The following is a 23101-nucleotide window of genomic DNA, read 5'->3' as shown; positions in this document are numbered from 1 at the left end:
ACCCCTGAAGAGGCGCTTCATGGCAAGCTAGGCGAGCACATGACGAGTTGTCCAGCATGCCAAGTCCTATCGCCCAGTTCACGCCCGCCATCGGCCTCTCCAATCCGCATCTGCAAACCTTGTGGGGCCCGCTCTGGCGTAAAACGCCCGAGTTGCATCGCACCCGCGAGCGAATGTGGCTTTCCGATGGAGATTTTCTCGACCTCGACTGGCTTGGCCCCAATCAGGTCAACGCACCCGTGGTCCTAGTGCTCCATGGCCTGACCGGCTCGTCCCACTCGCCCTATGTCAAAGGCCTGCAGCAGGCCCTGCAGGCCCATAGCTGGGCCAGTGTCGCAGTGAACTGGCGAGGCTGCTCGGGCGAGCCCAACCTATTGACGCGCAGCTACCACTCCGGCGCCAGCGAGGACCTGGCCGAGACCATCCGTCACTTGCGTGTCCAGCGACCCTTGGCACCGCTCTATGCGGTGGGGTATTCGCTGGGCGGCAATGTGTTGCTCAAGTATCTGGGGGAAAGCGGCTCGGCCAGCCAACTGCAAGCGGCAGTCGCAGTATCGGTACCGTTTCGCCTGGACCAAAGCGCAGACCGTATCGGGATGGGTTTCTCGAAGGTCTACCAAGCGCATTTCATGCGCGAATTGCTGGCCTATGTGCAACGAAAACAGCGGCACTTTCGCGACAACGGCCATGTGGAGCGGCTGGCCGAACTGGAACGGCTCGGGTCATTGCGCAACCTACGCAACTTCTGGGACTTCGACGGCAAGGTCACCGCGCCCCTGAACGGCTTCAGCGATGCCTACGACTACTACCGGCGCTCGTCGAGTCGCTACTACTTGGGCGAAAACCGCACCCCGACGCTGATCATCCAATCCAGCGACGACCCTTTCGTCTTCGACCATAGCCTGCCGACTGCGAGTGAACTGGCGCGCGACACGCATCTGGAACTGCACAGCAGAGGTGGCCACGTGGGCTTCGTGGAAGGCAGCCTGCGCAATCCAGGGTATTACCTGGAGCGCAGGATTCCGCAGTGGTTGGTGCAGGGGGCTTGATCGTCGAAGGGATTGGCCTGTATCACGCCCCCGCTTTCCTCAGGTGGCGTCAATCACCGGTTGCCACACCGTGGCCAGGGTCGTTGATCCACTCGCTCCACGACCCGGCGTAGAGTCTGCCTAGCGGGTACCCCGCCAATGCCAGGGCGAACAAGTTGTGGCAGGCGGTCACGCCCGATCCGCAGTAGGCCACCAACTGTTCTGGCGCCCGCCCTGCCAGTTTCTGGGCAAAACGCTGCTTGAGCTGTTCGGCCGGCAAAAAGTGCCCATCCGGCCCCAAGTTGTCGGTGAAGGCCGCGCACTGAGCCCCGGGAATATGCCCGGCCACTGGGTCGATCGGCTCGACCTCACCGCGAAAACGCGGCAGGCCACGGGCATCGATCAGAGTCATTTCTGGATTGCCCAACCCCTTGGCCAGATGCTCGGCGTCGATCACCAGTTTCATGTCCGGCGCACCGGTGAAGGTGCCCTCACGCTTGGCCGGAGGGTCCAGGCTCAGCGGCTGATGCGCGGCGTGCCAGGCCTTCAGGCCTCCGTCGAGAATCGACACCCCCTCGCGTTTGCCCAGCCAGGCCAGCAGCCACCAAGCGCGGGCAGCGAAGGCGCCCGGGCCGTCGTCGTAAAGCACCACCTGACTGTCGTTGTCCATCCCCCACTCACGCAGGCGCTCGACCAGCCGTTGCGGATCCGGCAACGGGTGACGGCCCGTCACGCCCTTGACCACCGGCCCGCTCAGGTCTCGCTCCAGATCCGCGAAGTGCGCGCCGGCGATATGCCCGAGGGCGTAGCTGCGTTGGCCGTAGTCCACATCTTCCAGGGCAAAGCGACAGTCGAGGATCACCAACCCAGGCGCGCCCAGGCGCTCGGCCAGCTGCGTTGGGGTGATCAATTGCGCAAGAGGCATGACAATCTCCTGATCGATAGCACGAAAGCCCGGGGTCACTGCTCCAGGGCCTGGTTGAACGGAACGTGGAACTCCTCGCAGAGGGCATCCACGGCGGCACGCGCGCTGGCAGTGACGAAGCCCAGTTCGAGCACCAGCACCTGGTAGACACCACGCTTGAAGGCTTCTTCTCCCAGATGCGCGGAATGTTCGCGTGTAGTACTGAGAAAACGTACCCAGGATGTCAGCACGATCCAGGCATTGATGGTCAACGATTCGACCTGCGCGGCATCCATCGCAAGAATGCCAGCATCGACGAAGCCCCGGTAGATCGCCTGGCCCTGCTGCAGGCAACGCTGGGAAAAACGGCGGTAACGGGCAGCCAGTTCCGGGTCGCTGTCGAGCAGGTGCTCGAGGTCCCGGTGCAGGAATCGGTAGTTCCACATGGCCGCCAGCAAGGCCTTGAGGTAGAAACGTTTGTCCTCGACCGTGGCGACACGCCCCTGTGGCGGACGCAGGAAGCTGTCTACCAGCTCTTCGTATTGGTTGAAGAGCACGGCGATGATCGCCTGCTTGTTGGGGAAGTGGTAGTAGAGGTTGCCGGGCGAAATTTCCATATGCGCGGCGATGTGGTTGGTGCTGACGCTACGTTCGCCCTGTTGATTGAACAGCTCCAGGCTGTTCTGCACGATGCGCTCGCGAGTCTTCATGCGCGGGGCCATGCTCAGCTCCAGGTTCGTTGATGGTTCATCTTACGGCGTATCGACCAGGCAATGCACGGTGCTGCGGGCGCGGGGGTCCGTGGGAACGGGTTTACCTGCGAAAAGTCCGGCAGGGTGGACGGCAGGCAGACGAGTCCGCACTGTCGGTAAATTTTCAAGACGGCACACCTTAATTGAATGTCCAGGCAACGGATTAGAGTATATGCTCTAGCCACCGAGCACCCCAGCGGAGCAGCCATGACCTCGCCGATCACTCAGCTTCCAGTGCATTCCGACCTCGACCTGCCCGCGTTGTTCGATGCCCAGCGCCAAGCCTTCGCAAACAATCCCATGCCGCCGGCGGCCCAACGTCGGCAATGGCTCCGGAGCCTGCGCGAAGCGCTGCTGCAAAACCAGCAATCGCTGATCGAGGCGATCGACCGAGACTTCGATGGCCGCAGCGCCGACGAAACCCTGCTCGCCGAGCTGATGCCGTCGATCCAAGGCCTGCGTCATGCCGAGCGTCACCTGCAACGCTGGATGAAACCTTCGCGACGCACGGTCGGCCTGGCCTTCCAACCGGCCAGCGCCCAGGTGCTCTATCAACCGCTGGGCGTGGTCGGGGTCATCGTGCCGTGGAACTACCCCTTGTTACTGGCGATCGGGCCGTTGACCTGCGCCTTGGCCGCCGGCAACCGGGTGATGCTCAAGCTCAGCGAGGCCTCACCGGCCAGCGGGAAGGCTCTCAAGACCCTGCTCGAGCGCGTGTTCCCGGCGGACTTGGTCAGCGTCGTGCTCGGCGAGGTCGAAGTCGGCCAGGCCTTCGCGCGCCTGCCTTTCGACCACCTGCTGTTCACCGGGTCCACCAGCGTGGGTCGACAAGTCATGCTGGCTGCCGCCACCAACCTCACCCCGGTGACCCTGGAACTGGGCGGCAAGTCGCCGGCCATCGTCTGCGCCAGTGTGCCGCTGGAAACCGCCGCCGAGCGCATCGCTTTCGGCAAAGGTCTCAATGCCGGCCAGACCTGCGTCGCCCCTGACTATGTGCTGGTTCCTCGCGAGCGCCTCGACGCCTTCGCCGAAGCCTACCAACGCGCCATGCGCCGTCTGTACCCGCGCATCGCCGACAACCCCGACTACAGCGCCATCATCAACACCCGGCAACTGCAACGCCTGGAGCGGCTGCTCACCGATGCCCGCGACAAGGGCGCCCGGGTGCTCGACCTGTATGCCGACGAGCCCCGCCAGGGTCGTCGCCTGCCCCCTCACGTGCTGATGGCGGTGAATGACGACATGCAGGTGATGCAGGACGAGATCTTCGGCCCCTTGCTGCCCCTGGTGCCATACGACAACCTCGATCAGGCCCTGGCCTACATCAACCAGCGCCCGAGGCCCCTGGCGCTGTACTACTTCGGCTACGACCGCGCCGAGCAGGCCCACGTGCTGCGCAACACCCATTCCGGCGGCGTGTGCCTGAACGACACGCTGTTGCATGTGGCCCAAGATGATCTTCCCTTTGGCGGCGTCGGCCCCTCGGGCATGGGCCACTACCATGGTCATGAAGGCTTCCTGACCTTCAGCAAGGCCAAGGCGGTGTTGGCCAAGCAACGCCTCAACACCGCCCGGCTGATCTACCCTCCCTATGGCAAAGCCTTGCAGCGCCTGATTTTCAAGCTGTTCATCCGTTGAGCGAGGGGATGCCATGCACCGCCGAGACCTGCTTCGGTTCAGCCTGGGTGCCAGCGTTTTCTTGAGCACCGCCAGCCTGGTCGGCTGTGCGCCGCAGACATCCGCTGCAGGTTTCTCGGTGCTACGCGAAGACGACTTGCCGATGCTGGCTGCGGTGATTCCGGTGGTGCTCGCCGGCACTCAGGCCAGCGACGCACTGGTACTGCACAGCCTGGATCACAAGCTGGCAGCGCTCTCGCCTGAAATGCTCAAACTCACCCGCCAGTTGTTCGACGTGCTCAGCCTGCCGCTGACCCGTGGACCATTGACGGGCATCTGGGGCAGTTGGGAAAACGCCAGCAGCGCCCAGGTGAACACCTTCCTGCGACGCTGGCGCGACAGTTCGCTGGACATGCTGCGCATGGGCCACGCCTCGCTGCTGCAACTGCTGCTCATGGCCTGGTACGAACGCCCCGAGGCCTGGGCGGCCTGCGGCTATCCCGGCCCACCGAAGATCTGACCAAGAGGCTTGCCCATGCCTGTCGCCGACCCGTTTCGCCAAGGCCTCGCCCGAGGCTGGATCACCTACGATGGTTCACGTCTGGACCAGGACCTGACGCTGGAGGCCGACATCGCCGTGATTGGCAGTGGTGCTGGCGGCGCCACCAGCGCAGAGCTGCTCAGCGCCGCAGGCTTCAAGGTGCTGTTGATCGAGGAAGGCCCGCTCAAGACCAGCAGCGATTTCCACCTGCAGGAAAACGAGGCCTACGCCCAGTTGTACCAGGAAGGGCTCGGGCGCATGAGCAAGGATGGCGCCATCACCATCCTCCAAGGGCGCGCCGTGGGCGGTACCACCTTGGTCAACTGGACCTCCAGTTTCCGCACCCCTGAGCAAACCCTCGAGCACTGGGCCCGGGAGCACGGCGTCAAAGGGCTCGCCAGCGAAGACCTGCACCCTTGGTTCGAGCGCATCGAGCAACGCCTGGGTATCAGCCCCTGGGCCCTGCCGCCTAACCCCAACAACGACGTGCTGCGCCGGGGCTGCGAAGTGCTCGGCTACCGCTGGGCAGTGATTCCGCGCAATGTGCGCGGCTGCTGGAATTTGGGCTACTGCGGCATGGGTTGCCCGGTCAACGCCAAGCAATCGATGCTGGTGACCAGCATTCCCACCACCCTCGACAACCACGGCGAGCTGCTCTATCTGGCCCGTGCGCAGCGATTCGAACATGACGGCAGGCGCATCACCCAACTGCTGTGCCAGGCCCTGGACCGCCGGGGCGTGGAGCCGACCGGGTACCAGGTACGGATCCGCGCACGGCACTATGTACTGGCTGGCGGCGGCATCAACAGCCCAGCCCTGCTGCTGCGCTCCGAGGCGCCCGACCCGCACCGACGGCTGGGCAAGCGCACCTTCCTGCACCTGGTCAATTTCAGCGCGGCCTTGTTCGATGAGCGCATCGATCCGTTCTATGGCGCGCCTCAGTCCATCTACAGCGACCAATTCCAGTGGCGCGACGGCGTCGATGGGCCGATCGGCTTCAAACTCGAAGTGCCCCCGCTGCATCCGGCGCTGGCAAGCACGCTGCTGGGCGCCCATGGCCAGGAAAGCGCCCGGCGCATGGCCGCGTTGCCACATACCCATGTCATGCTGGCGTTGCTGCGCGATGGTTTCCACCCCGAGAGTCAGGGCGGCCAGGTGGAGCTGCGCGGCGACGGCTCGCCGGTGCTCGATTATCCCATCACCGACTACTTGCGCGATGGCCTGCGCCGGGCCTACTTGAGCATGGCGCGCATCCAGTTCGCCGCCGGCGCTACCCAAGTGATACCGGTGCACAGCGATGCCCGCTACACCACAGACCTGCCCCAGGCGCAGGCGTTGATCGACGAATTGCGCCTGGAGCCGTTTCGCACGCGCCTAGGCAGTGCCCACGTAATGGGCGGCTGCGCCCTTGGCGAGGATCCACGCCAGGCCGTGTGCGACAGCCTGGGGCGGCACCACCAGTTGGAGAACCTGTCGATCCACGACGGCTCGCTGTTCCCCACCAGCATTGGCGCCAACCCGCAACTGTCGGTCTACGCCCTCGCCGCCCGGCTCAGCGACGCCCTGGCCACCCGCCTGGCACGGGGCGCATGACAACGAACGGCCTGGCTGTCTATAGTGCCCTCATTCGGCCGCGCGACTTGGCCGGGCAGCAGTCGCTGCGCTACCATCCGACTCCCCAACGCACTCCAGCCAGGATGACGCGATGAACCGAGTGTTGTACCCGGGTACTTTCGACCCCATTACCAAAGGCCACGGCGATCTGGTCGAGCGCGCCTCGCGTCTGTTCGATCACGTGATCATCGCAGTCGCCGCCAGCCCGAAGAAAAACCCGCTGTTCCCGCTGGAGCAACGCGTGGAGCTGGCCCGTGAGGTCACCAAGCACCTGCCCAATGTCGAGGTCATCGGTTTCTCGAGCCTGCTGGCGCATTTCGCCAAGGAGCAAGGTGCCAATGTCTTCCTGCGCGGCCTGCGTGCAGTCTCGGACTTCGAGTACGAGTTCCAGCTGGCCAACATGAACCGGCAACTGGCGCCGGACGTCGAAAGCCTGTTCCTGACGCCGTCGGAGCGCTACTCGTTCATTTCCTCGACCCTGGTCCGGGAAATCGCCGCCCTGGGTGGCGACATCAGCAAATTCGTCCACCCGGTGGTGGCCGAGGCGCTGACCCTACGCTTCAAGAAGTGACACCCACCGCCTGATCATCGCGCCAGCGTGCACTGCGGGCGCGAATGCGGCACAATTGTGCCCACTGGTTTGATACATGCCCGGGCCAAGAGCCCCGGCCGGAGCCCCCATGTCCCTGATCATCACCGACGATTGCATCAACTGCGACGTCTGCGAACCCGAGTGCCCGAACGCCGCTATCTCCCAAGGCGAAGAGATCTATGTGATCGACCCGAACCTGTGCACCCAGTGCGTAGGTCATTACGACGAGCCGCAGTGCCAGCAGGTCTGCCCGGTCGACTGCATCCCTCTGGATGAAGCTCACCCGGAGACCCACGACGAGCTGATGGAAAAGTACAAGCGGATCACCGGCAAGGCTTGAAGCGCTCGGCAAGGGTTTCGCACTTCTTCGCGGGTGAACCCGCACCCACAGATTCTGCGGTGCTCTTAAGACCACCAGTAACCTGTGGCGACGGGTTCACCCGCGAAGGCCCATGAGGCGATCCCAATCATGATCAGCGCTGGCAGCGCGGGCAGTAAACGCTGGCCCGCTGCCCCAGCTTCACTTCCCTGAGCGTCGTGCCGCAGACCTTGCACGGCTGTTCCCCGCGGCCATACACGAACAACTCCTGCTGGAAGTATCCCGGCTGCCCGTCGCCTCCGATGAAGTCGCGCAGTGTCGTGCCGCCCTGCTCGATCGCCGCTGCCAGCACCCGCTTGATCTCGATCGCCAGCCTCACATAACGCGCCCGAGAGACGCCGCCGGCCTCGCGCCGCGGGTCGATGCCGGCCGCGAACAGCGCCTCGGTAGCGTAGATGTTACCCACCCCCACCACCACGGCGTTATCCATGATGAACGGCTTGATCGCCATGCTCCGCCCGCGGGATAACTGGAACAACCGCTCGCCATCGAACAGGTCGGTCAGCGGCTCCGGCCCCAGACGCATGAGCAACTCATGATTGAACGGGTCCAGGCTCCAGAGCATCGCGCCGAAACGACGCGGGTCGGTGTAGCGCAGGGCTAGCCCCGATTCCAGTTCGATGTCTACGTGCTCGTGCTTGCCCACCGGCAAGCCCTGCTCCACCAGGCGCAGGTTGCCCGACATGCCCAGGTGGCTGATCAAGGTGCCGACCTCGGCATTGATCAACAGGTATTTGGCGCGCCGCTGAACGGTGACGATGCGCTGCCCGGAAAGACGCACATCCAGGTCCTCAGGGATCGGCCAGCGCAGGCGCCGGTCACGCACCACCACGCGGCTGACCCGCTGACCTTCCAGGTAAGGCGCGATACCGCGCCGGGTAGTCTCGACTTCAGGTAGTTCCGGCATGGTCTTTCAGTGTCCGCCCAATTCGCGAATGGTTTGCTTGAGGTGCTCGAAGTCGTACTCCGACAGGCCGATGTAGTCGAGCACCAAGGGCCCGACCACCTGCCACTCATGGTCTTCGGCCTGGTTGCCCAGTACCCGGTAAGAGGCGCAGATGTGCTCGGCCATCTTCAACACCGCGAGCAGGTTCTTCAGTCGAGTATCGCCCGAAGCGTCGTCGCGAAACACTGCCAGGGCATTGTGATGATTGGCGATGGCCGCCGTGATGTGCTCCGGCAGGCGCCAGGACTTGGCGGTGTAGTAACCCACCACCGAATGGTTGGTGTTGAACATGCGGTTTTCGGTGTCCACCACCCGCGTCTGCTCGCTGGCCTGGGCATAGGCGGTTTCCAGCACGCTCATGTAGTCGGGGAAGCGCTTGAGCATCAGCGGCACGCCGCAATCATGGAACAAGCCCAGGGTATAGGCCTCGTCCACGGCCGGGATGTCGGTGTGCCTGGCCAGGGTCAGGCAGGTCATGGCCACGTCCTGGGCGGTGTCCCAGAAGCGATTGAGCGTGACGATGGTTTCATCGCTCATCTCGCCCTTGATCGACAAGGCGTTGATCAGGTTGATGATCGAACCGCTGCCCAACAGCGCCACGGCGCGCTGGATCGAACCGACCTTGTCGGCCAGCCCGAAGTGCGGGGAATTCACCAGTTTGAGCAAGGCCCCCGAGAGCCCCGGATCCTGGGCGATCAGCCGGCAGATGGTGTCCAGGTCCGGGTCTGGCATGTACTGCTCGAACTGCAGATCGACCATGATCTGCGGTTGCGGCGCGATGCTGATTCCTTGCAGGACCTGCTGGATCTGTTCGGGACTGAGTTCCTGGGACATGGTGCACACATACATTGAGGACGGCGAATTCTACCGTCCTCCGCCCGGCAGGGCACCCACCACTGGCGAACTGCGCCGGAACTTTCCCCCACGCCACTGGCCTGCACTCTCAAGACCCACCCTCAAAGGAGAACCTCCCATGAGTGCAATACTGAACGGCAAGCGCGTGGCTTTCTTGGTCACCGATGGCTTCGAGCAGGTGGAATTGACCGGCCCACGCGAGGCCCTGGAACGCAACGGCGCGGTGGTCGATATCCTGAGCGACAAGGAAGGCACGGTGCGCGGCTGGAACCATGACAAGCCCGCTGATGAGTTCGCCGTGGACGCCACCTTCGAAGGCGCCAGCCTGGACCTGTACGACGCCCTGGTGCTGCCAGGCGGTGTGCAGAACTCCGATACCATCCGGATCATCCCGGCTGCCCAGAAGCTGGTGAAAAGCCATGATTCGGCCCGCAGGCCGCTCGCCGTGATCTGCCATGGCGCCTGGCTGCTGGTCTCTTGTGGCCTGGCCAAGGGGCGCCGGTTGACCAGTTACAAGACCCTGCAGGACGACATCCGCAACGCTGGCGGCGAGTGGGTCGACGAAGAAGTGGTGGTCGATGGCAACCTGATCACCAGCCGCAAGCCCGACGACATTCCGGCATTCAGCGAACAGCTGGTCAAGGCGCTGGCCTGAGACGCGGGCAACCCCGTACCCACAGGCTAAGCGGTGTCGCTGGGCACCACTGAACCCTGTGGGAGGGGTTGACCCGAAAAAGCGCCTGTCCGGGCAGCGGAAAACCGACGGGGCAACGCTCAGCGTATGGCCAACACGCTATAATCCCGCTCTTTTTTCCCGGAGCGACGTCATGTCCCTGCCCAGCCTTCGCCTCAAAGCCAATGCCGACCGCCGCCTGCGCGCCGGCCACCTGTGGGTCTACAGCAATGAAGTCGATGTTGCCGCAACCCCGCTGCAAGGCCTGAAGGCCGGTCAGCAGGCCATCCTCGAAGCCGCCAACGGCAAGCCCTTGGGCGTGGTGGCCATGAGCCCGAACAACCTCATCTGTGCACGCCTGCTGTCCCGTGACGCCAAGCTGCCCCTGGACAAGTCGCTGCTGGTTCACCGCCTCAATGTGGCCCTTTCCCTGCGCGAGCGTCTGTTCGACCAGCCCTGCTACCGCCTGGTCTACGGCGATTCCGACCTGCTGCCGGGCCTGGTGGTGGACCGCTTCTACGACATGCTGGTGGTCCAACTGGCCTCGGCCACCATGGAGGCACACAAGGACGATGTGATCGCCGCCTTGGTGCAGGTGCTCAAGCCCAGCGGCATCCTGTTCAAGAACGACTCCGCCGCCCGTGATGCCGAAGGTCTGGAACGTTATGTCGAGACGGTCTACGGGGAAGTCCCGGACTGGGTCCCGCTACAGGAGAACGGCGTGAAGTTCGAAGCGCCTGTGCGTGATGGCCAGAAGACCGGCTGGTTCTACGACCACCGCATGAACCGCGCGCGCCTGGCCCCGTACGTCAAGGGCAAGCGTGTACTGGACCTGTTCAGCTACATCGGTGGCTGGGGCGTGCAGGCCGGTGTGTTCGGCGCCAGCGAAGTGTTCTGCGTCGATGCCTCGGGCTTCGCCCTCGACGGCGTCGAGCGCAACGCAGCGCTCAACGGTATCAGCGAGAAGCTGACCTGCATCGAAGGCGACGTGTTCGAGGCCCTGCGCGAGCTCAAGGCCGCCGAGGAACGCTTCGACGTGATCATCGCCGACCCACCCGCCTTCATCAAACGCAAGAAGGACCTGAAAAACGGCGAGGCTGCCTATCGTCGCCTGAACGAGCAAGCCATGCGCATGCTCACCAAGGATGGCATCTTGGTCAGCGCCTCCTGCTCGATGCACCTGCCCGAGGACGACCTGCACAACATCCTGCTGACCAGCGCCCGCCACCTGGACCGCAACCTGCAGTTGCTCGAGCGCGGCGGCCAAGGCCCAGACCACCCCGTGCACCCAGCGATCCCCGAGACCCGCTACATCAAGAGCATCACCTGCCGCCTGCTGCCCAACAGCTGACCGTTGCAAGCTGCAAGAGGGTAGCCTCACCGCACCCGTCTTGCAGCTTGTAGTTCCAAGCTCGTAGCTCCAAGCTCAAAACGTACCACCTGTACCTGAACCATTCCCTCGCCGCGCCAGCGGTGTAGAATCGGCCTATTCATCGCCAGACATCCCCGGCGGGTTTATGAGCTCTGGTCGAGCACACGGCGATCCCGTGACGCTTTCGGCCTCATCCGTGCCAGCGGCAACCGGCCTTCGGCGCAAAGGAAAGACAAGCTCACTCCCCATTTTGTGACCTGATTAAGCCGCCAGGAGTGCTTCATGCCTGATTATCGTTCCAAGACTTCCACCCAGGGCCGCAACATGGCCGGCGCTCGTGCCCTGTGGCGCGCCACCGGGATGAAGGACGAAGACTTCAAGAAACCGATCATCGCCATCGCCAACTCGTTCACCCAGTTCGTCCCAGGCCACGTGCACCTGAAGGACCTGGGCCAGCTGGTCGCCCGCGAAATCGAACGCGCCGGAGGCGTGGCCAAGGAATTCAACACCATCGCGGTCGACGACGGCATCGCCATGGGCCATGACGGCATGCTGTACTCCCTGCCGAGCCGCGAGATCATCGCCGACGCCGTGGAATACATGGTCAATGCCCACTGCGCCGACGCCATCGTGTGCATCTCCAACTGCGACAAGATCACCCCCGGCATGCTGATGGCCGCCCTGCGCCTGAACATCCCGGTGATCTTCGTCTCCGGTGGCCCGATGGAAGCCGGCAAGACCAAGCTGGCCAGCCACGGCCTGGACCTGGTCGACGCCATGGTCATCGCCGCCGACTCCAGCGCCAGCGACGAGAAAGTCGCCGAGTACGAGCGTAGCGCCTGCCCGACCTGCGGTTCGTGCTCCGGCATGTTCACCGCCAACTCGATGAACTGCCTGACCGAAGCCCTGGGCCTCGCCCTGCCGGGCAACGGCTCCACCCTGGCCACCCACGCCGACCGCGAACAGCTGTTCCTGACCGCTGGCCGCACCATCGTCGAGCTGTGCAAACGCTACTACGGCGAGAACGACACGTCCGTCCTGCCGCGCAGCATCGCCAGCTTCAAGGCGTTCGAGAACGCCATGACCCTGGACATCGCCATGGGCGGCTCGACCAACACCATCCTGCACCTGCTGGCCGCCGCCCAGGAAGCGGAGGTGGACTTCGACCTGCGCGACATCGATCGCCTGTCGCGTAAAGTCCCGCAGTTGTGCAAGGTGGCGCCGAACATCCAGAAGTACCACATGGAAGACGTGCACCGCGCCGGCGGCATCATCAGCATCCTCGGCGAACTGGCCCGCGGCGGCCTGCTGCACACCGACCTGCCGACCGTGCACAGCCGCAGCATGGAAGAAGCCATCGCCAAGTGGGACATCACCCAAACCGATGACGAAGCGGTACACACCTTCTTCAAGGCAGGCCCTGCCGGCATCCCGACCCAGACCGCCTTCAGCCAATCGACCCGTTGGGACACCCTGGACGCCGACCGCGCCGAAGGCTGCATCCGCAGCGTCGAGCACGCCTACTCCCAGGAAGGTGGCCTGGCGGTGCTGTACGGCAACATCGCCCTGGACGGCTGCGTGGTGAAGACCGCCGGTGTCGATGACTCGATCCTGGTGTTCGAAGGCAACGCGAAGATTTTCGAAAGCCAGGACAGCGCCGTGCGCGGCATCCTGGCCGACGAAGTGAAGGCCGGCGATGTGGTGATCATTCGCTATGAAGGCCCCAAAGGCGGTCCGGGCATGCAGGAGATGCTGTACCCGACTTCGTACCTCAAGTCCAAGGGCCTGGGCAAAGCGTGCGCCCTGCTCACCGACGGCCGCTTCTCTGGCGGCACCTCGGGCCTGTCGATCGGCCACGCCTCGCCGGAAGCCGCTGCAGGCGGCGCCATCGGCCTGGTGCGCGACGGCGACAAGATCCTCATCGACATCCCTAACCGCACCATCAACCTGTTGGTCAGCGACGAGGAACTGGCGCACCGTCGCATCGAGCAGGACAAGAAAGGCTGGAAGCCTGCCGAAGCCCGCCCACGCAAGGTGACCACCGCCTTGAAGGCCTACGCCCTGCTGGCCACCAGCGCCGATAAAGGCGCTGTGCGCAACAAGGCGATGCTCGAAGGGCTTTAAGGCCTGAAGGCATAAAAAAACCGGCGCCCCGTGCGCCGGTTTTTTTGTGGGAGCGGGTTTAACCGCGAATCCAATCAAGCAACACAGGAGCTACTGAATCTGCTCCGGCGTCACGATCACCCAGTTCTTGTCCGCCGTCACCGGCAGCCCTTCCTTGGCCTGGGCCGCTGCGTTCTTGGCGATCATCCCGTTCATCTGGTCCATGTACTTGGCCTTGCGGTTGACCCATAGATGGATGCCGCCCTTGTTCACATCGACGCTGTGAAACTGCATGTAGCCATCGCTGGTGGGGGTGTCGCCGCCGACCAGCACGGGCTTTTTCCATTCGTCGATGTAGGTGAGGATGGCGGCCTGTTTACCTGCCATCCAGGTGGCCGGAGTCCACAGGTAGGGTGTCAGCTCCAGCTCCTGATTGGCCTTGGCGTCGTAGTTGCCTTCGCTGATCTGCTTGCGAGGCGTGGTCAACTGCCCGGTGGTGCGGTTCTTGAGCAACAGACTGACGCCAATCACGTTTTGCGGTTTGACGTTGTAGCCGTACTTGGGGTCCGAGGCGACCATGCGCACCAAGTCCTCGGACGCTGCGGAGATCACGTACACGTCGATCCCGTTTTCCATCAGCTTGTTGTACAGCTCTGTCTGCCCGGTGAAGACCTTCGGCGGCTGCACCTCCATCTGCTTGACCTGGTCGCCGTCGTAATAGGTGGTCGGGATCGGCTTGCCGGAGGCCATCAGCTCATCGACTTGCACCTTCAGTTCCTTGAGGGTGAAGCCTGAAAACACCTGGGCCACCCAGGGATAGCAGACCATGTCGTCGATTTCGCAGAGGCGGTAGTAGTAACTGAACAGGCTCTCCTTGTGATCAGCGGTGTCCTTGAACGGGATCAGCTTCAGGGAGGGGTCGAGCTTGTCGCGGGTGATCAGCCCTTTGTTTTCCATGAACGGCAGCAGGGACTCTTCCAGGTCGAAGCGGTAACTGGTGTTGTCCATGTCGAACACCGCGTAGTTACCTTTGTTGGCATTGGCGGCGATCATGCTGTCCAACTGCTTGGCGGCCTCTGCGGGCCAGTGCTTGAGCTCGGTGGCCCAGGTCTCGACGCTCAGCAGCAGGGCCAGGCCCGCCGCGAGTACTTTCGGAGCAGACTTCATTGCAAGTTCTCCTGAACAGTGGACCTGCAACGCTAGACAAACCCCCGCCACTACAAGGGCCCGACAGCGACGTCGAACCTTCTCCACGCGCCACGTGATGTTCCAGGTGCGACGCCTTTATATTCCAGAAACGACTAAGCACATTCGATTTGGGTATAAATTCGTTTGTTTTCAGGCTGTTAGCATTTGCGTTCGCAATCGCTCAATCAGAGGCGATGCCTCTTGTGCTTTACCCTGGAGCTTCAATGAACCTGCCGTTGTCACTCAACCTGCTGGCCTTCGTGGTCTTGTTACTGGGCCTTTCGCAAACCCGCCGTACCGACTGGAGCCTGGCCCGGAAAGTCCTGCTCGGCCTGGTGCTGGGCGTATCGTTCGGTCTGGTGCTGCACACGCTCTATGGCGCGGGCCATCCGGTACTCAAGGCGACGATCGCCTGGCTCGACCTGGTCGGCAACGGTTACGTGGGCCTGTTGCAGATGATCGTGATGCCGCTGATCTTCGCCTCGATCCTCAGCGCCGTGGCTCGCCTGCACAACGCATCGTCCCTGGGCCGGATCAGCGTGCTGAGCATCGGCATCCTGTTGCTGACCACCGCGATCGCGGCGCTGATCGGCATCACCCTGACCAACCTCTTCGGCCTGAGCGCCGACGGCCTGGTGGCCGGCGCCCAGGAAACCACGCGGCTGCAAACCATCCACAGCGACTACGCGGGCAAGGTCGCCGACCTCAACATCCCGCAGTTGCTGCTGTCGTTCATCCCCACCAACCCGGTGGGTGACCTGGCGCGGGCCAAGCCGACCTCGATCATCAGCGTGGTCATCTTCGCTGTGTTCCTGGGCCTGGCTGCCTTGCAACTGATCAAGGACGACGCCGACAAGGGCAACCGCGCCTTGGCGGCCATCGATACCCTGCAGGCCTGGGTGATGCGCCTGGTGCGCCTGGTGATGAAGCTCACTCCCTACGGCGTGCTGGCGCTGATGGCCAAGGTGGTCGCCAGCTCCAACCTCGAGGACATCCTCAAGCTGGGCAGCTTCGTGGTGGTGTCGTACCTGGGCCTGGGCCTGATGTTCGTGGTGCATGGCGTGATCCTGGCCGCGACCGGCGTCAGCCCGCTGCGCTTTCTGCGCAAGGTCTGGCCCGTGCTCACCTTCGCCTTCACCAGCCGCTCGAGCGCAGCGAGCATCCCGCTGAACATCGAAGCGCAGACCCGGCGCCTGGGCGTTCCGCCGTCCATCGCCAGCTTCAGCGCCTCGTTCGGCGCCACCATCGGCCAGAACGGCTGTGCCGGCCTGTACCCGGCCATGCTGGCAGTGATGGTCGCGCCTGCGGTGGGCATCGATACCTTCGACCCACTGTGGATCGCCACCTTGGTGGCCATCGTCACCCTCAGCTCGGCAGGTGTAGCCGGTGTGGGCGGCGGCGCGACCTTCGCTGCGCTGATCGTGCTGCCCGCCATGGGCCTGCCGGTGGAGCTGGTCGCGTTGCTGATTTCCGTGGAGCCGCTGATCGACATGGGTCGCACTGCATTGAACGTGAACGGCTCCATGACGGCAGGCGTAGTCACCAGCCAGTTGCTCAAGCAGACCGACCAGCAGGTGCTGGCCGATGATGCCCATGCCGAACTGAGCCATTCCTAGCTCCGTGGCGACTGCTTCGCGGGTAAATCCGCGCCCACAGGGTTGGTGGTGATCCTTGCGGGAGCGGGTTCACCCGCGAAGGGCTGCAAAGCAGCCCCGGTAGTTTCAAACCTTGTCCCACACCTCGAAGTGATACGCAGGCTTGCCTTCCTCGGCCTGCGGCTCACTCGACACCAAGCGCCAGTGAGCCTTGTCGAACTCAGGGAACCACGCATCCCCCTCCGGCGATAGCTCCACCCGGGTCAGGTACATGCGGCTGACCAAGCCCTTCTCCAGCGCTTGCCCGTACAACTGCGCCCCGCCGATCAACATAAGCTCGCCGACGCCCTGTTCCCGCGCCCACTGCTCGGCCCGTACCCGAGCTGCCTCCAGCGAGGGAAACACCTCGGCGCCCTGCAATTGCAGGCCCGGCTGGCGGCTGACCACGATGTTCAGGCGCCCCGGCAAGGGGCGGCCCAGCGAATCCCAGGTCTTGCGCCCCATGATGATGGGCTTGCCCAGGGTGGTGGCCTTGAAGTACTTGAAGTCCCCCGGCAGGTGCCAGGGCATGGTGTTGTCGATGCCGATCACACGGTTCTCGGCGAGTGCCGCGATCAGGCTGAGGGGGAGTGATGTATTCATGGTGGCGAGGATAGCACCCGACGCCTGGGTTATGCTTTGCCCTGACTTGTGCAATGGAAGAGCTCGTGACTGCACCCACCCTATTCGACAAACGCTGGCTCACCGAAGCGGTGCGCCTGCGCGAGGAACAGGCCGGCCCCCTGGAGGATCAGGAAGCCAACCGCCGCGCCCGCCAACAAGGTGGCGACCTGGCGGCGCGCATCGAAACGCGCGCGCTGTGGCTGGCCGAACGCGATGGTATGACCCACGCCCTGCGCCATTGGAAACAGGGCGCGCGCCTGGCCCTGCTGGCCCTGATGGTACTGGCCGTTCTCAGCGGCGCCGGCCTGGGGCTGGCGGCCCTGGGCGACGGGCAGCGCCCGGTGAATGTGTTCTGGGCCCTGGGCAGCCTGCTGGGGCTGAACCTGCTGATGCTGCTGGGATGGGCCGCCGGGCTGTTGCTGGCCGGCGAGCACGACACAGGCCTTGGCCGTCTGTGGCTATGGCTCAGCGAACGCCTGGCCCGCGATGCGCAGGCCGCGCACCTGGCCCCCGCCTTGCTGGTGATGCTACAACGCCAACGGCTCAACCGCTGGCTGCTCGGCGCGCTGGTGCATGGCCTGTGGCTGCTGGCAATGGTCGCCGCAGTGGGCATGCTTCTGGCGTTGCTGGCCACCCGGCGCTACGGCTTCGTCTGGGAAACCACCCTGCTCGCCGCAGAATCGTTCATCCATCTGACCCAGACCCTCGGCGCTCTGCCTTCGTTATTGGGCTTCGCGGTGCCCGATGAAGCCCTGATCCGCGCCAGCGGCGACACCCTGCCCGCGCTCGACCTGGCACGCCAGGCCTGGGCCAGCTGGTTGCTTGGCGTGGTGCTGGTGTACGGCTTGCTGCCGCGCCTGTTGCTCGCCCTGCTCTGCCTGTGGCACTGGCATCAGGGTCGCGCGCGTTTGAAGCTGGACCTGAACCTGCCCGGCTACAGCCACCTGCGCGATGTGTTGATGCCCAGCAGCGAACGGCTCGGCGTGCAGGACGCCGCGCCTCACGCCCTGCCCGAGTTCCGGGCCGGCCAATTGGGCGTTCAGGATGGCGGCGCCCTGCTGGTCGGCCTGGAGCTGGATGACCAGCGTCCTTGGCCACCCATTCTGCCCAAGACCGTGGCCAACGCGGGCGTGCTGGACAGCCGCGAATCGCGCAACAAGCTGCTGGAGCAACTGAGCCGCTTCCCGCCAGCCCGCCTGGCCATCGCCTGCGACCCCCGTCGCTCGCCTGACCGTGGCAGCCTCGCACTGCTGGCCGAACTGGCACGTAACGCAGGGGCCACACGCATCTGGCTGCTCCAGGCCCTCCCAGGCGAGCCGCTGGACGCCGATCGCCTGGGTGATTGGCATGACGCCCTGGATCGCCTCGGTCTGCCCCACGCCGACACCTCGCCCATGACCTGGTTGGAGCACGGCCATGACTGAGCCCCTGAAGCTGGCCGTGGTCGGCCACACCAACGTCGGCAAGACCTCCCTGCTGCGCACCCTGACCCGTGACGTCAGCTTCGGCGAGGTCTCCCACCGGCCCAGTACCACCCGTCACGTGGAGGGCGCGCGGCTGTCGGTGGAAGGCGTGCCGCTGCTGGAGCTGTACGACACGCCCGGCCTGGAAGATGCCATCGCCCTGCTCGATTACCTGGAACGCCTGGAACGCCCCGGCGAACGCCTGGACGGCCCGGCACGGCTGGAGCGGTTTCTCCAGGGCAGCGAGGCGCGCCAGCGTTTCGAACAGGAAGCCAAGGTCCTGCGCCAACTGCTGGCGAGCGATGCCGGGCTCTATGTCATCGATGCCCGCGAGCCGGTGCTGGCCAAGTACCGCGATGAGCTGGAGGTCCTGGCCAGTTGCGGCAAGCCTTTGTTGCCCGTGCTCAACTTCGTCGCCAGCCAGCAACATCGCGAGCCGCAGTGGCGCGAAGCCCTCGCCCGTCTTGGCCTGCACGCCTTGGTGCGCTTCGACAGCGTGGCGCCGCCCGAGGATGGCGAACGGCGCCTGTACGAGAGCCTGGCCCTGCTGCTCGAGGACGCCCGCCCCGCCCTGCAACGCTTGATCGACGACCAGCAAGCCCAGCGCAAGGCACGCCAGCAAAGTGCCAAGCGCTTGATCGCCGAGTTGCTGCTCGACTGCGCCGCCTGCCGACGCAGCGTCGAGGCCGAACCTGTCGCCGAAGCCCAAGCCATCGAAACCCTGCGTCATGAGGTGCGTCAACGCGAGCAACGCTGCGTCGAAGCACTGCTCAAGCTCTATGCCTTCCGTCGCGACGACGCCCATGCCGGTGACCTGCCCTTGCTCGATGGGCGCTGGGGGGATGACCTGTTCAACCCGGAGACTTTGAAGCTGCTCGGCGTGCGCCTGGGCAGCGGCGTGGCGGCCGGGGCTGCCGCCGGGGCTGGCGTGGACCTGCTGGTGGGTGGCCTGACCCTGGGTGCCGCCGCCCTGGCCGGGGCCATTGCCGGTGGCGCACTGCAAACGGCGCGCAACTATGGGTCGCGCCTGATGGGCAAGCTCAAAGGCCAGCGCGAACTGACCGTGGACGACACAGTGCTGCGCCTGCTGGCGCTGCGCCAACAACAGCTGATGGTAGCGCTCGACAGCCGCGGACATGCCGCGCAAGACAGCATCCGCCTAAGCGAGCCGGATGAAAAAGCCTGGCGTGAGGGCAAGCTGCCCGAGGCCCTCAAGCGCGCCCGGGCGCACCCCCAGTGGTCGACGCTCAACCCTGGCGCGCGAGTCAATCAGGCCGAGCGGCAGGAGCAACTCGAAGCCCTGGTGAACGACTTGTAGATCCCTTCGCGGGTTTACCCGCGTAGAGGTCTGTCAGAGCAACGCCAGGGCCTTTTCCTTGAGCAGCGCCAGGTCGATCACCGGTACCCCGACCTCCTTGGCCATTTCGTCCCACTCGCGCATGCGCAGACTGACCTTGAACAACGGGTCCTGCTCGAATGCGTCGGCCTCGGCATCGCTCATCACCCCGCCTTGATATTCGAGCGTACGCCGACTCGCCTCGCTCAGGCGGTCGTAGTAACCCGGCTGGCGCAAGGTCAGGTAGCGCTTGGCCTCGACGTGGTACTGCACCAACCGGGCCATGCGCTCGCCGAAACCGCAGCGGCGCAGGTACTCGGCCCCGATCCGCTCGTGGCTGACCACCCCATAGCCGCCCATGTCCCCTGCGCCCTCCCCGCACAGATGGCCGATGTCATGGAAGAACGCGGCCAACACCACTTCATCGTCGAAGCCCTCGGCCATGGCCAATTCGGCGGCCTGGGACATGTGCTCGATCTGGGTGATCGCCTCGCCGATGTAGTCGTCGGCGCCGTGGCGTTCGTAGAGGGTGAAAGTGGTATGGATGATCTGTTCGGGGGTGGGCATTGCTCATCTCCAGAATTAGGTACCAATACATTCGCGGGTAAACCCGCTGCCACAAGGTTCAGCATCATCCCTGTGGCAGCGGGTTTACCCGCGAATGAGGGCAAGCGGCCCTCGCAAGAGACTAGCCGCGATTACTGCTGAGCGACTTTCTCCGACTTGCCGTCATAGCGCTTGCGCCACTCGCTCAGGATCTCGTCGCGGTTCTTCGAGGCCCAGGCGAAATCGTTTTTGATCAGGCGCTGCTCGTAATCTGCCGGCAGCTCGGTCTGCGGCTTGGCGATGCCAGGGGCGGCAAGCACGGCGAAGTTTTCCTTGTACAGCTCCATGGCCGCGGGGCTTGCCGAGAAATCGGCCAGGCGCTTGGCGGCCTCGGCCTTCGGCGAGCCCTTGATGACCGCGGTGGCTTCGATTTCCCAGCCCAGGCCTTCCTTGGGCAGGATGATATCCAGCGGCGCGCCCTGGCGCTTGAGCTGCACGGCCGGGTACTCGAAGGAGATACCGATCGGGAACTCACCGGCCGCAGCCAGCTTGCACGGCTTGGACCCGGAGTGGACGTACTGGCCGATGTTCTGGTGCAAGGCGTCCATGTAGGCCCAGCCCTGAGGCTCGCCGAAGGTCTGCAGCCAGGCACTGACATCCAGGAAGCCGGTGCCCGACGAGGCCGGGTTCGGCATGACGATCTTGCCCTTGTACTCAGGCTTGGTGAGGTCCTGCCAGCTCACCGGCTTGCTCAGGCCCTGCTTCTCGGCCTCGACGGTGTTGAAGCAGAGGGTGGCAGCCCAGACGTCCATGCCGACCCAGGCAGGCGGGTTGGCGGCGTCGCGGTAGTTGGGGGAGATCTTGCCCAGGTCTTTGGGCGCGTAGGCTTCGAGCATGCCGTTCTGGTCGAGGATGGCCAGGCTGGAGGCAGCCAGGCCCCACACCGCGTCTGCCTGCGGGCGGTCTTTTTCGGCCAGCAGCTTGGCGGTGATGATACCGGTGGAGTCACGCACCCATTTGATCTCGATGTCCGGGTTGGCCTTCTCGAAGGCCTGCTTGTAGCTCTTGAGCTGCTCGGCTTCCAAGGCGGTGTAGACCGTCAGTTGGGTCCCGGCGGCCGAAGCCTGCAGGCTGAACACGGCGGATACGGCAGCGACAAGTGCGAGGGGCTTGAACATGATGCGGTTCCTTACAGGGTTGGCAGTCGGTCAATGGCCGGGCGCACGCTGGCGCCAGGCCTGGGAGCGGCGCAGCAGGCCGCGGGATGCACCGGCCAGCAGCAGCGAAGCGGTCGCGCTGGTCAGCAGGATCAAAGTGGACATGGCGGCGGCGCCGCCCACATTGCCGGCGTCGTCCATGTTCAACACGGCGACGGCGGCGAGAATGGTGTCGGGGCTGTACAGGAAGATCGCTGCCGACACGGTGGTCATCGCCGAGACGAACAGGTAGCGGATGATGTCCAGCAGCGCCGGCAGGCAGATCGGCACGGTCACCCGCATGAAGTGCTTGTACAACGGTGCCTTGAGCGATAGCGCGGCGGCTTCGAACTCACTGTCGAGCTGGCGCAGGGCAGTGGTCGCGGTCATCTGCGCCGTGGTCAGGTAGTGGGCGATGGTGCACACCACCAGCAGCGCCATGCCGCCATAGAACACGTGCAATGGGTTGCCGTTGAGGTTGAAGAAGAACACATAGCCCAGGCCAAGGACGAGGCCCGGCACCGCCATGGGAATGAAGCTCAGCAGGCGCAGGGACTGGTTGAGCAGGCGCTGGCCCTGGGTCTTCTCCATCAGGTAGGCGCCGGTGAAGATCACGAGGCTGCCGATCAGCGCCGTGGCCAGCGCCATGGTCACGCTGTTGCGGTACGCCAGCCAGCCGCCACCGGCGGTGTCGTCGAACATATAGTGCTTGAACGACAGCGACAGGTTGTACGGCCAGAACTTTACCAACGACGAGTACACCGCCATACCGATGACCAGCAACAGCACCGCGCAGACCAGCAGCACGATGGCCAGGAAGCACGCATCACGGCGGCGCGACGGCTGGGGCTGGAACACCTGCGCACGACCACTCATGGCATCGCCCTGGCGTCGGCGCAGCCAGGCATCGACGGTAAAGCTCAGCAACGCGGGCACCAGCAACACCATGCCGATTAACGCCCCCCGACCGAACTGCTGCTGGCCGACCACCGCCTTGTAAGCTTCCAGCGCCAGCACTTGATAGTCGCCTCCCACCACGACCGGCACGCCGAAATCGGTGATGGTCAGGGTGAACACCAGGCAGAACGCGGCGAACACCGCTTGGCGGGTGCCGGGCCAGGTGATGCTGCGAAACGCGCGCCAGGGCCCGGCGCCCATGCTCGACGCGGCATCGAACAGACGTGCATCCGCCAACGTCAAAGCCGACAGCAGGATCATCAAAGCATGGGGGAAGGTGTAGATCGCCTCGCCCAGCACGATGCCCCAGAAGCCATAGACGTTATCGGTCAGCAGCCCGCGCAACAGGCCCTGGTTGCCGAACAGGTAGACCAGCGCGATCGCCGGCAGCATCGACGGCGCCAGCAGCGGCAGCAGCGAGATGCCTCGCCACAGCCCCTTGGCGGGGATCAGCGTGCGTTGCAAGGCATAGGCGAACAGATAGGCCAGCGGCACGACAATGGCCGCGACACTGAAGGCGACCTTCAGGCTGTTGCCCAACAGCCAGTGGAAGTTCTCGCTGGCGAACAGTTCACGGGCGGCGACCAGGCCGCCACCTTGACCGGCCTCACCATTGAAGCCACGCCAGAAGATCGCCAGCAGTGGCATCAGCACGGCGAGGATGAGCAGGAGCAGCAGCAAGCACTTGCCGCCGACGACGAAGAGTCGATCGCCCAGAGCGACACCACTGCGTGGTGCCGACTTGGCCTGGGGGATCGCGACGGACAGGGGCGCGGCCATC

Annotated in this window: 21 protein-coding genes; 12 read left to right on the top strand and 9 right to left on the bottom strand. The window is 64.4% G+C overall.

The genetic code is table 11. From position 1 onward, the window contains the following. The first annotated feature begins 56 nt into the window (after nt 1–56). Entirely contained in the window at nt 57–1049 is a 993-nt protein-coding gene (locus tag AB1N67_RS01460; RefSeq protein WP_043208643.1) for a hydrolase, read from the top strand. A 49-nt stretch (nt 1050–1098) separates the two neighbouring features. Here AB1N67_RS01460 and AB1N67_RS01455 read toward each other — a convergent pair whose 3' ends face one another. Continuing rightward, entirely contained in the window at nt 1099–1953 is an 855-nt protein-coding gene (locus tag AB1N67_RS01455) for a sulfurtransferase (RefSeq protein WP_102081422.1), read from the bottom strand. A 35-nt stretch (nt 1954–1988) separates the two neighbouring features. After that, the gene (locus tag AB1N67_RS01450) at nt 1989–2654 is read right to left on the bottom strand and encodes a TetR/AcrR family transcriptional regulator (protein ID WP_043208646.1); all 666 of its coding nucleotides are present in this window, start codon (nt 2652–2654) and stop codon (nt 1989–1991) included. Between the two features lie 237 nt (nt 2655–2891). Here AB1N67_RS01450 and AB1N67_RS01445 point away from each other — a divergent pair, with 237 nt between their 5' ends. The 5 genes from AB1N67_RS01445 (at nt 2892) to AB1N67_RS01425 (ending at nt 7388) form a co-directional block, all read left to right on the top strand. Then, nucleotides 2892–4322: a coniferyl aldehyde dehydrogenase gene (locus tag AB1N67_RS01445; protein ID WP_090343393.1), complete on the top strand. Its 1431-nt coding sequence runs from the start codon at nt 2892–2894 to the stop codon at nt 4320–4322. A 13-nt stretch (nt 4323–4335) separates the two neighbouring features. Then, nucleotides 4336–4821: a twin-arginine translocation pathway signal protein gene (locus AB1N67_RS01440; RefSeq protein WP_070571732.1), complete on the top strand. Its 486-nt coding sequence runs from the start codon at nt 4336–4338 to the stop codon at nt 4819–4821. Nucleotides 4822–4836: 15 nt separating this feature from the next. After that, entirely contained in the window at nt 4837–6435 is a 1599-nt protein-coding gene (locus AB1N67_RS01435; protein ID WP_102081421.1) for a GMC family oxidoreductase, read from the top strand. Between the two features lie 112 nt (nt 6436–6547). Then, nucleotides 6548–7027: a pantetheine-phosphate adenylyltransferase gene (coaD, locus tag AB1N67_RS01430; protein WP_043208653.1), complete on the top strand. Its 480-nt coding sequence runs from the start codon at nt 6548–6550 to the stop codon at nt 7025–7027. 109 nt (nt 7028–7136) lie between these two features. Further along, nucleotides 7137–7388 carry a YfhL family 4Fe-4S dicluster ferredoxin gene (locus AB1N67_RS01425; RefSeq protein ID WP_043208655.1) on the top strand — a complete coding sequence of 84 codons (252 nt, stop codon included), beginning with the start codon at nt 7137–7139 and terminating at the stop codon, nt 7386–7388. A gap of 133 nt (nt 7389–7521) precedes the next feature. Here the strand turns inward: AB1N67_RS01425 and mutM are convergent, their stop codons facing one another. Beyond that, entirely contained in the window at nt 7522–8334 is an 813-nt protein-coding gene (gene mutM, locus AB1N67_RS01420; protein ID WP_102081420.1) for a bifunctional DNA-formamidopyrimidine glycosylase/DNA-(apurinic or apyrimidinic site) lyase, read from the bottom strand. A gap of 6 nt (nt 8335–8340) precedes the next feature. Next, nucleotides 8341–9153: an HDOD domain-containing protein gene (locus tag AB1N67_RS01415; protein WP_178113791.1), complete on the bottom strand. Its 813-nt coding sequence runs from the start codon at nt 9151–9153 to the stop codon at nt 8341–8343. A 193-nt stretch (nt 9154–9346) separates the two neighbouring features. On the opposite strand from AB1N67_RS01415, the gene AB1N67_RS01410 reads away from it, so the two are divergent. The 3 genes from AB1N67_RS01410 to ilvD all read left to right on the top strand — a co-directional run bounded on the left by AB1N67_RS01410 (nt 9347) and on the right by ilvD (nt 13397). Then, the gene (locus AB1N67_RS01410) at nt 9347–9883 is read left to right on the top strand and encodes a type 1 glutamine amidotransferase domain-containing protein (protein WP_043208659.1); all 537 of its coding nucleotides are present in this window, start codon (nt 9347–9349) and stop codon (nt 9881–9883) included. Nucleotides 9884–10055: 172 nt separating this feature from the next. Further along, nucleotides 10056–11252 carry a class I SAM-dependent rRNA methyltransferase gene (locus AB1N67_RS01405; protein ID WP_043208660.1) on the top strand — a complete coding sequence of 399 codons (1197 nt, stop codon included), beginning with the start codon at nt 10056–10058 and terminating at the stop codon, nt 11250–11252. 303 nt (nt 11253–11555) lie between these two features. Next, nucleotides 11556–13397, top strand: a complete 1842-nt coding sequence (gene ilvD / locus AB1N67_RS01400) for a dihydroxy-acid dehydratase (RefSeq protein WP_070571736.1) — start codon at nt 11556–11558, stop codon at nt 13395–13397. A 90-nt stretch (nt 13398–13487) separates the two neighbouring features. On the opposite strand, the gene AB1N67_RS01395 is transcribed toward ilvD, so the two are convergent. After that, complete coding sequence (locus AB1N67_RS01395) at nt 13488–14543, bottom strand: phosphorylcholine phosphatase (RefSeq protein WP_043208665.1); 1056 nt, start codon at nt 14541–14543, stop codon at nt 13488–13490. Nucleotides 14544–14788: 245 nt separating this feature from the next. Between AB1N67_RS01395 and AB1N67_RS01390 the strand changes: the two genes are divergently transcribed. After that, the gene (locus tag AB1N67_RS01390) at nt 14789–16180 is read left to right on the top strand and encodes an L-cystine transporter (RefSeq protein ID WP_367863486.1); all 1392 of its coding nucleotides are present in this window, start codon (nt 14789–14791) and stop codon (nt 16178–16180) included. Nucleotides 16181–16285: 105 nt separating this feature from the next. On the opposite strand, the gene AB1N67_RS01385 is transcribed toward AB1N67_RS01390, so the two are convergent. Further along, nucleotides 16286–16801: a dihydrofolate reductase gene (locus AB1N67_RS01385; RefSeq protein ID WP_043208669.1), complete on the bottom strand. Its 516-nt coding sequence runs from the start codon at nt 16799–16801 to the stop codon at nt 16286–16288. A gap of 53 nt (nt 16802–16854) precedes the next feature. Here AB1N67_RS01385 and AB1N67_RS01380 point away from each other — a divergent pair, with 53 nt between their 5' ends. Then, entirely contained in the window at nt 16855–18246 is a 1392-nt protein-coding gene (locus AB1N67_RS01380; protein WP_102081418.1) for a DUF2868 domain-containing protein, read from the top strand. Beyond that, entirely contained in the window at nt 18239–19603 is a 1365-nt protein-coding gene (locus AB1N67_RS01375; protein WP_102081417.1) for a GTPase/DUF3482 domain-containing protein, read from the top strand. Before AB1N67_RS01380 ends, AB1N67_RS01375 begins: the two co-directional genes overlap by 8 nt. A gap of 33 nt (nt 19604–19636) precedes the next feature. On the opposite strand, the gene AB1N67_RS01370 is transcribed toward AB1N67_RS01375, so the two are convergent. The 3 genes from AB1N67_RS01370 to AB1N67_RS01360 form a co-directional block, all read right to left on the bottom strand. Continuing rightward, on the bottom strand, nt 19637–20188 hold the full coding sequence (locus AB1N67_RS01370) for a phosphonate degradation HD-domain oxygenase (protein WP_102081416.1): 552 nt from the start codon (nt 20186–20188) through the stop codon (nt 19637–19639). Between the two features lie 131 nt (nt 20189–20319). After that, nucleotides 20320–21345, bottom strand: a complete 1026-nt coding sequence (locus AB1N67_RS01365) for a putative 2-aminoethylphosphonate ABC transporter substrate-binding protein (RefSeq protein WP_043208679.1) — start codon at nt 21343–21345, stop codon at nt 20320–20322. A 30-nt stretch (nt 21346–21375) separates the two neighbouring features. Next, a complete protein-coding gene (locus AB1N67_RS01360; protein WP_090343411.1) occupies nt 21376–23100 on the bottom strand; it encodes a putative 2-aminoethylphosphonate ABC transporter permease subunit in 1725 nt (574 codons plus the stop codon). Nucleotide 23101 lies beyond the last annotated feature (1 nt).

Origin of the sequence: Pseudomonas guariconensis, from assembly GCF_040822035.1 — a bacterium.
GTDB lineage: Bacteria > Pseudomonadota > Gammaproteobacteria > Pseudomonadales > Pseudomonadaceae > Aquipseudomonas > Aquipseudomonas guariconensis.
This window is presented reverse-complemented; position numbering and strand designations above follow the sequence as displayed.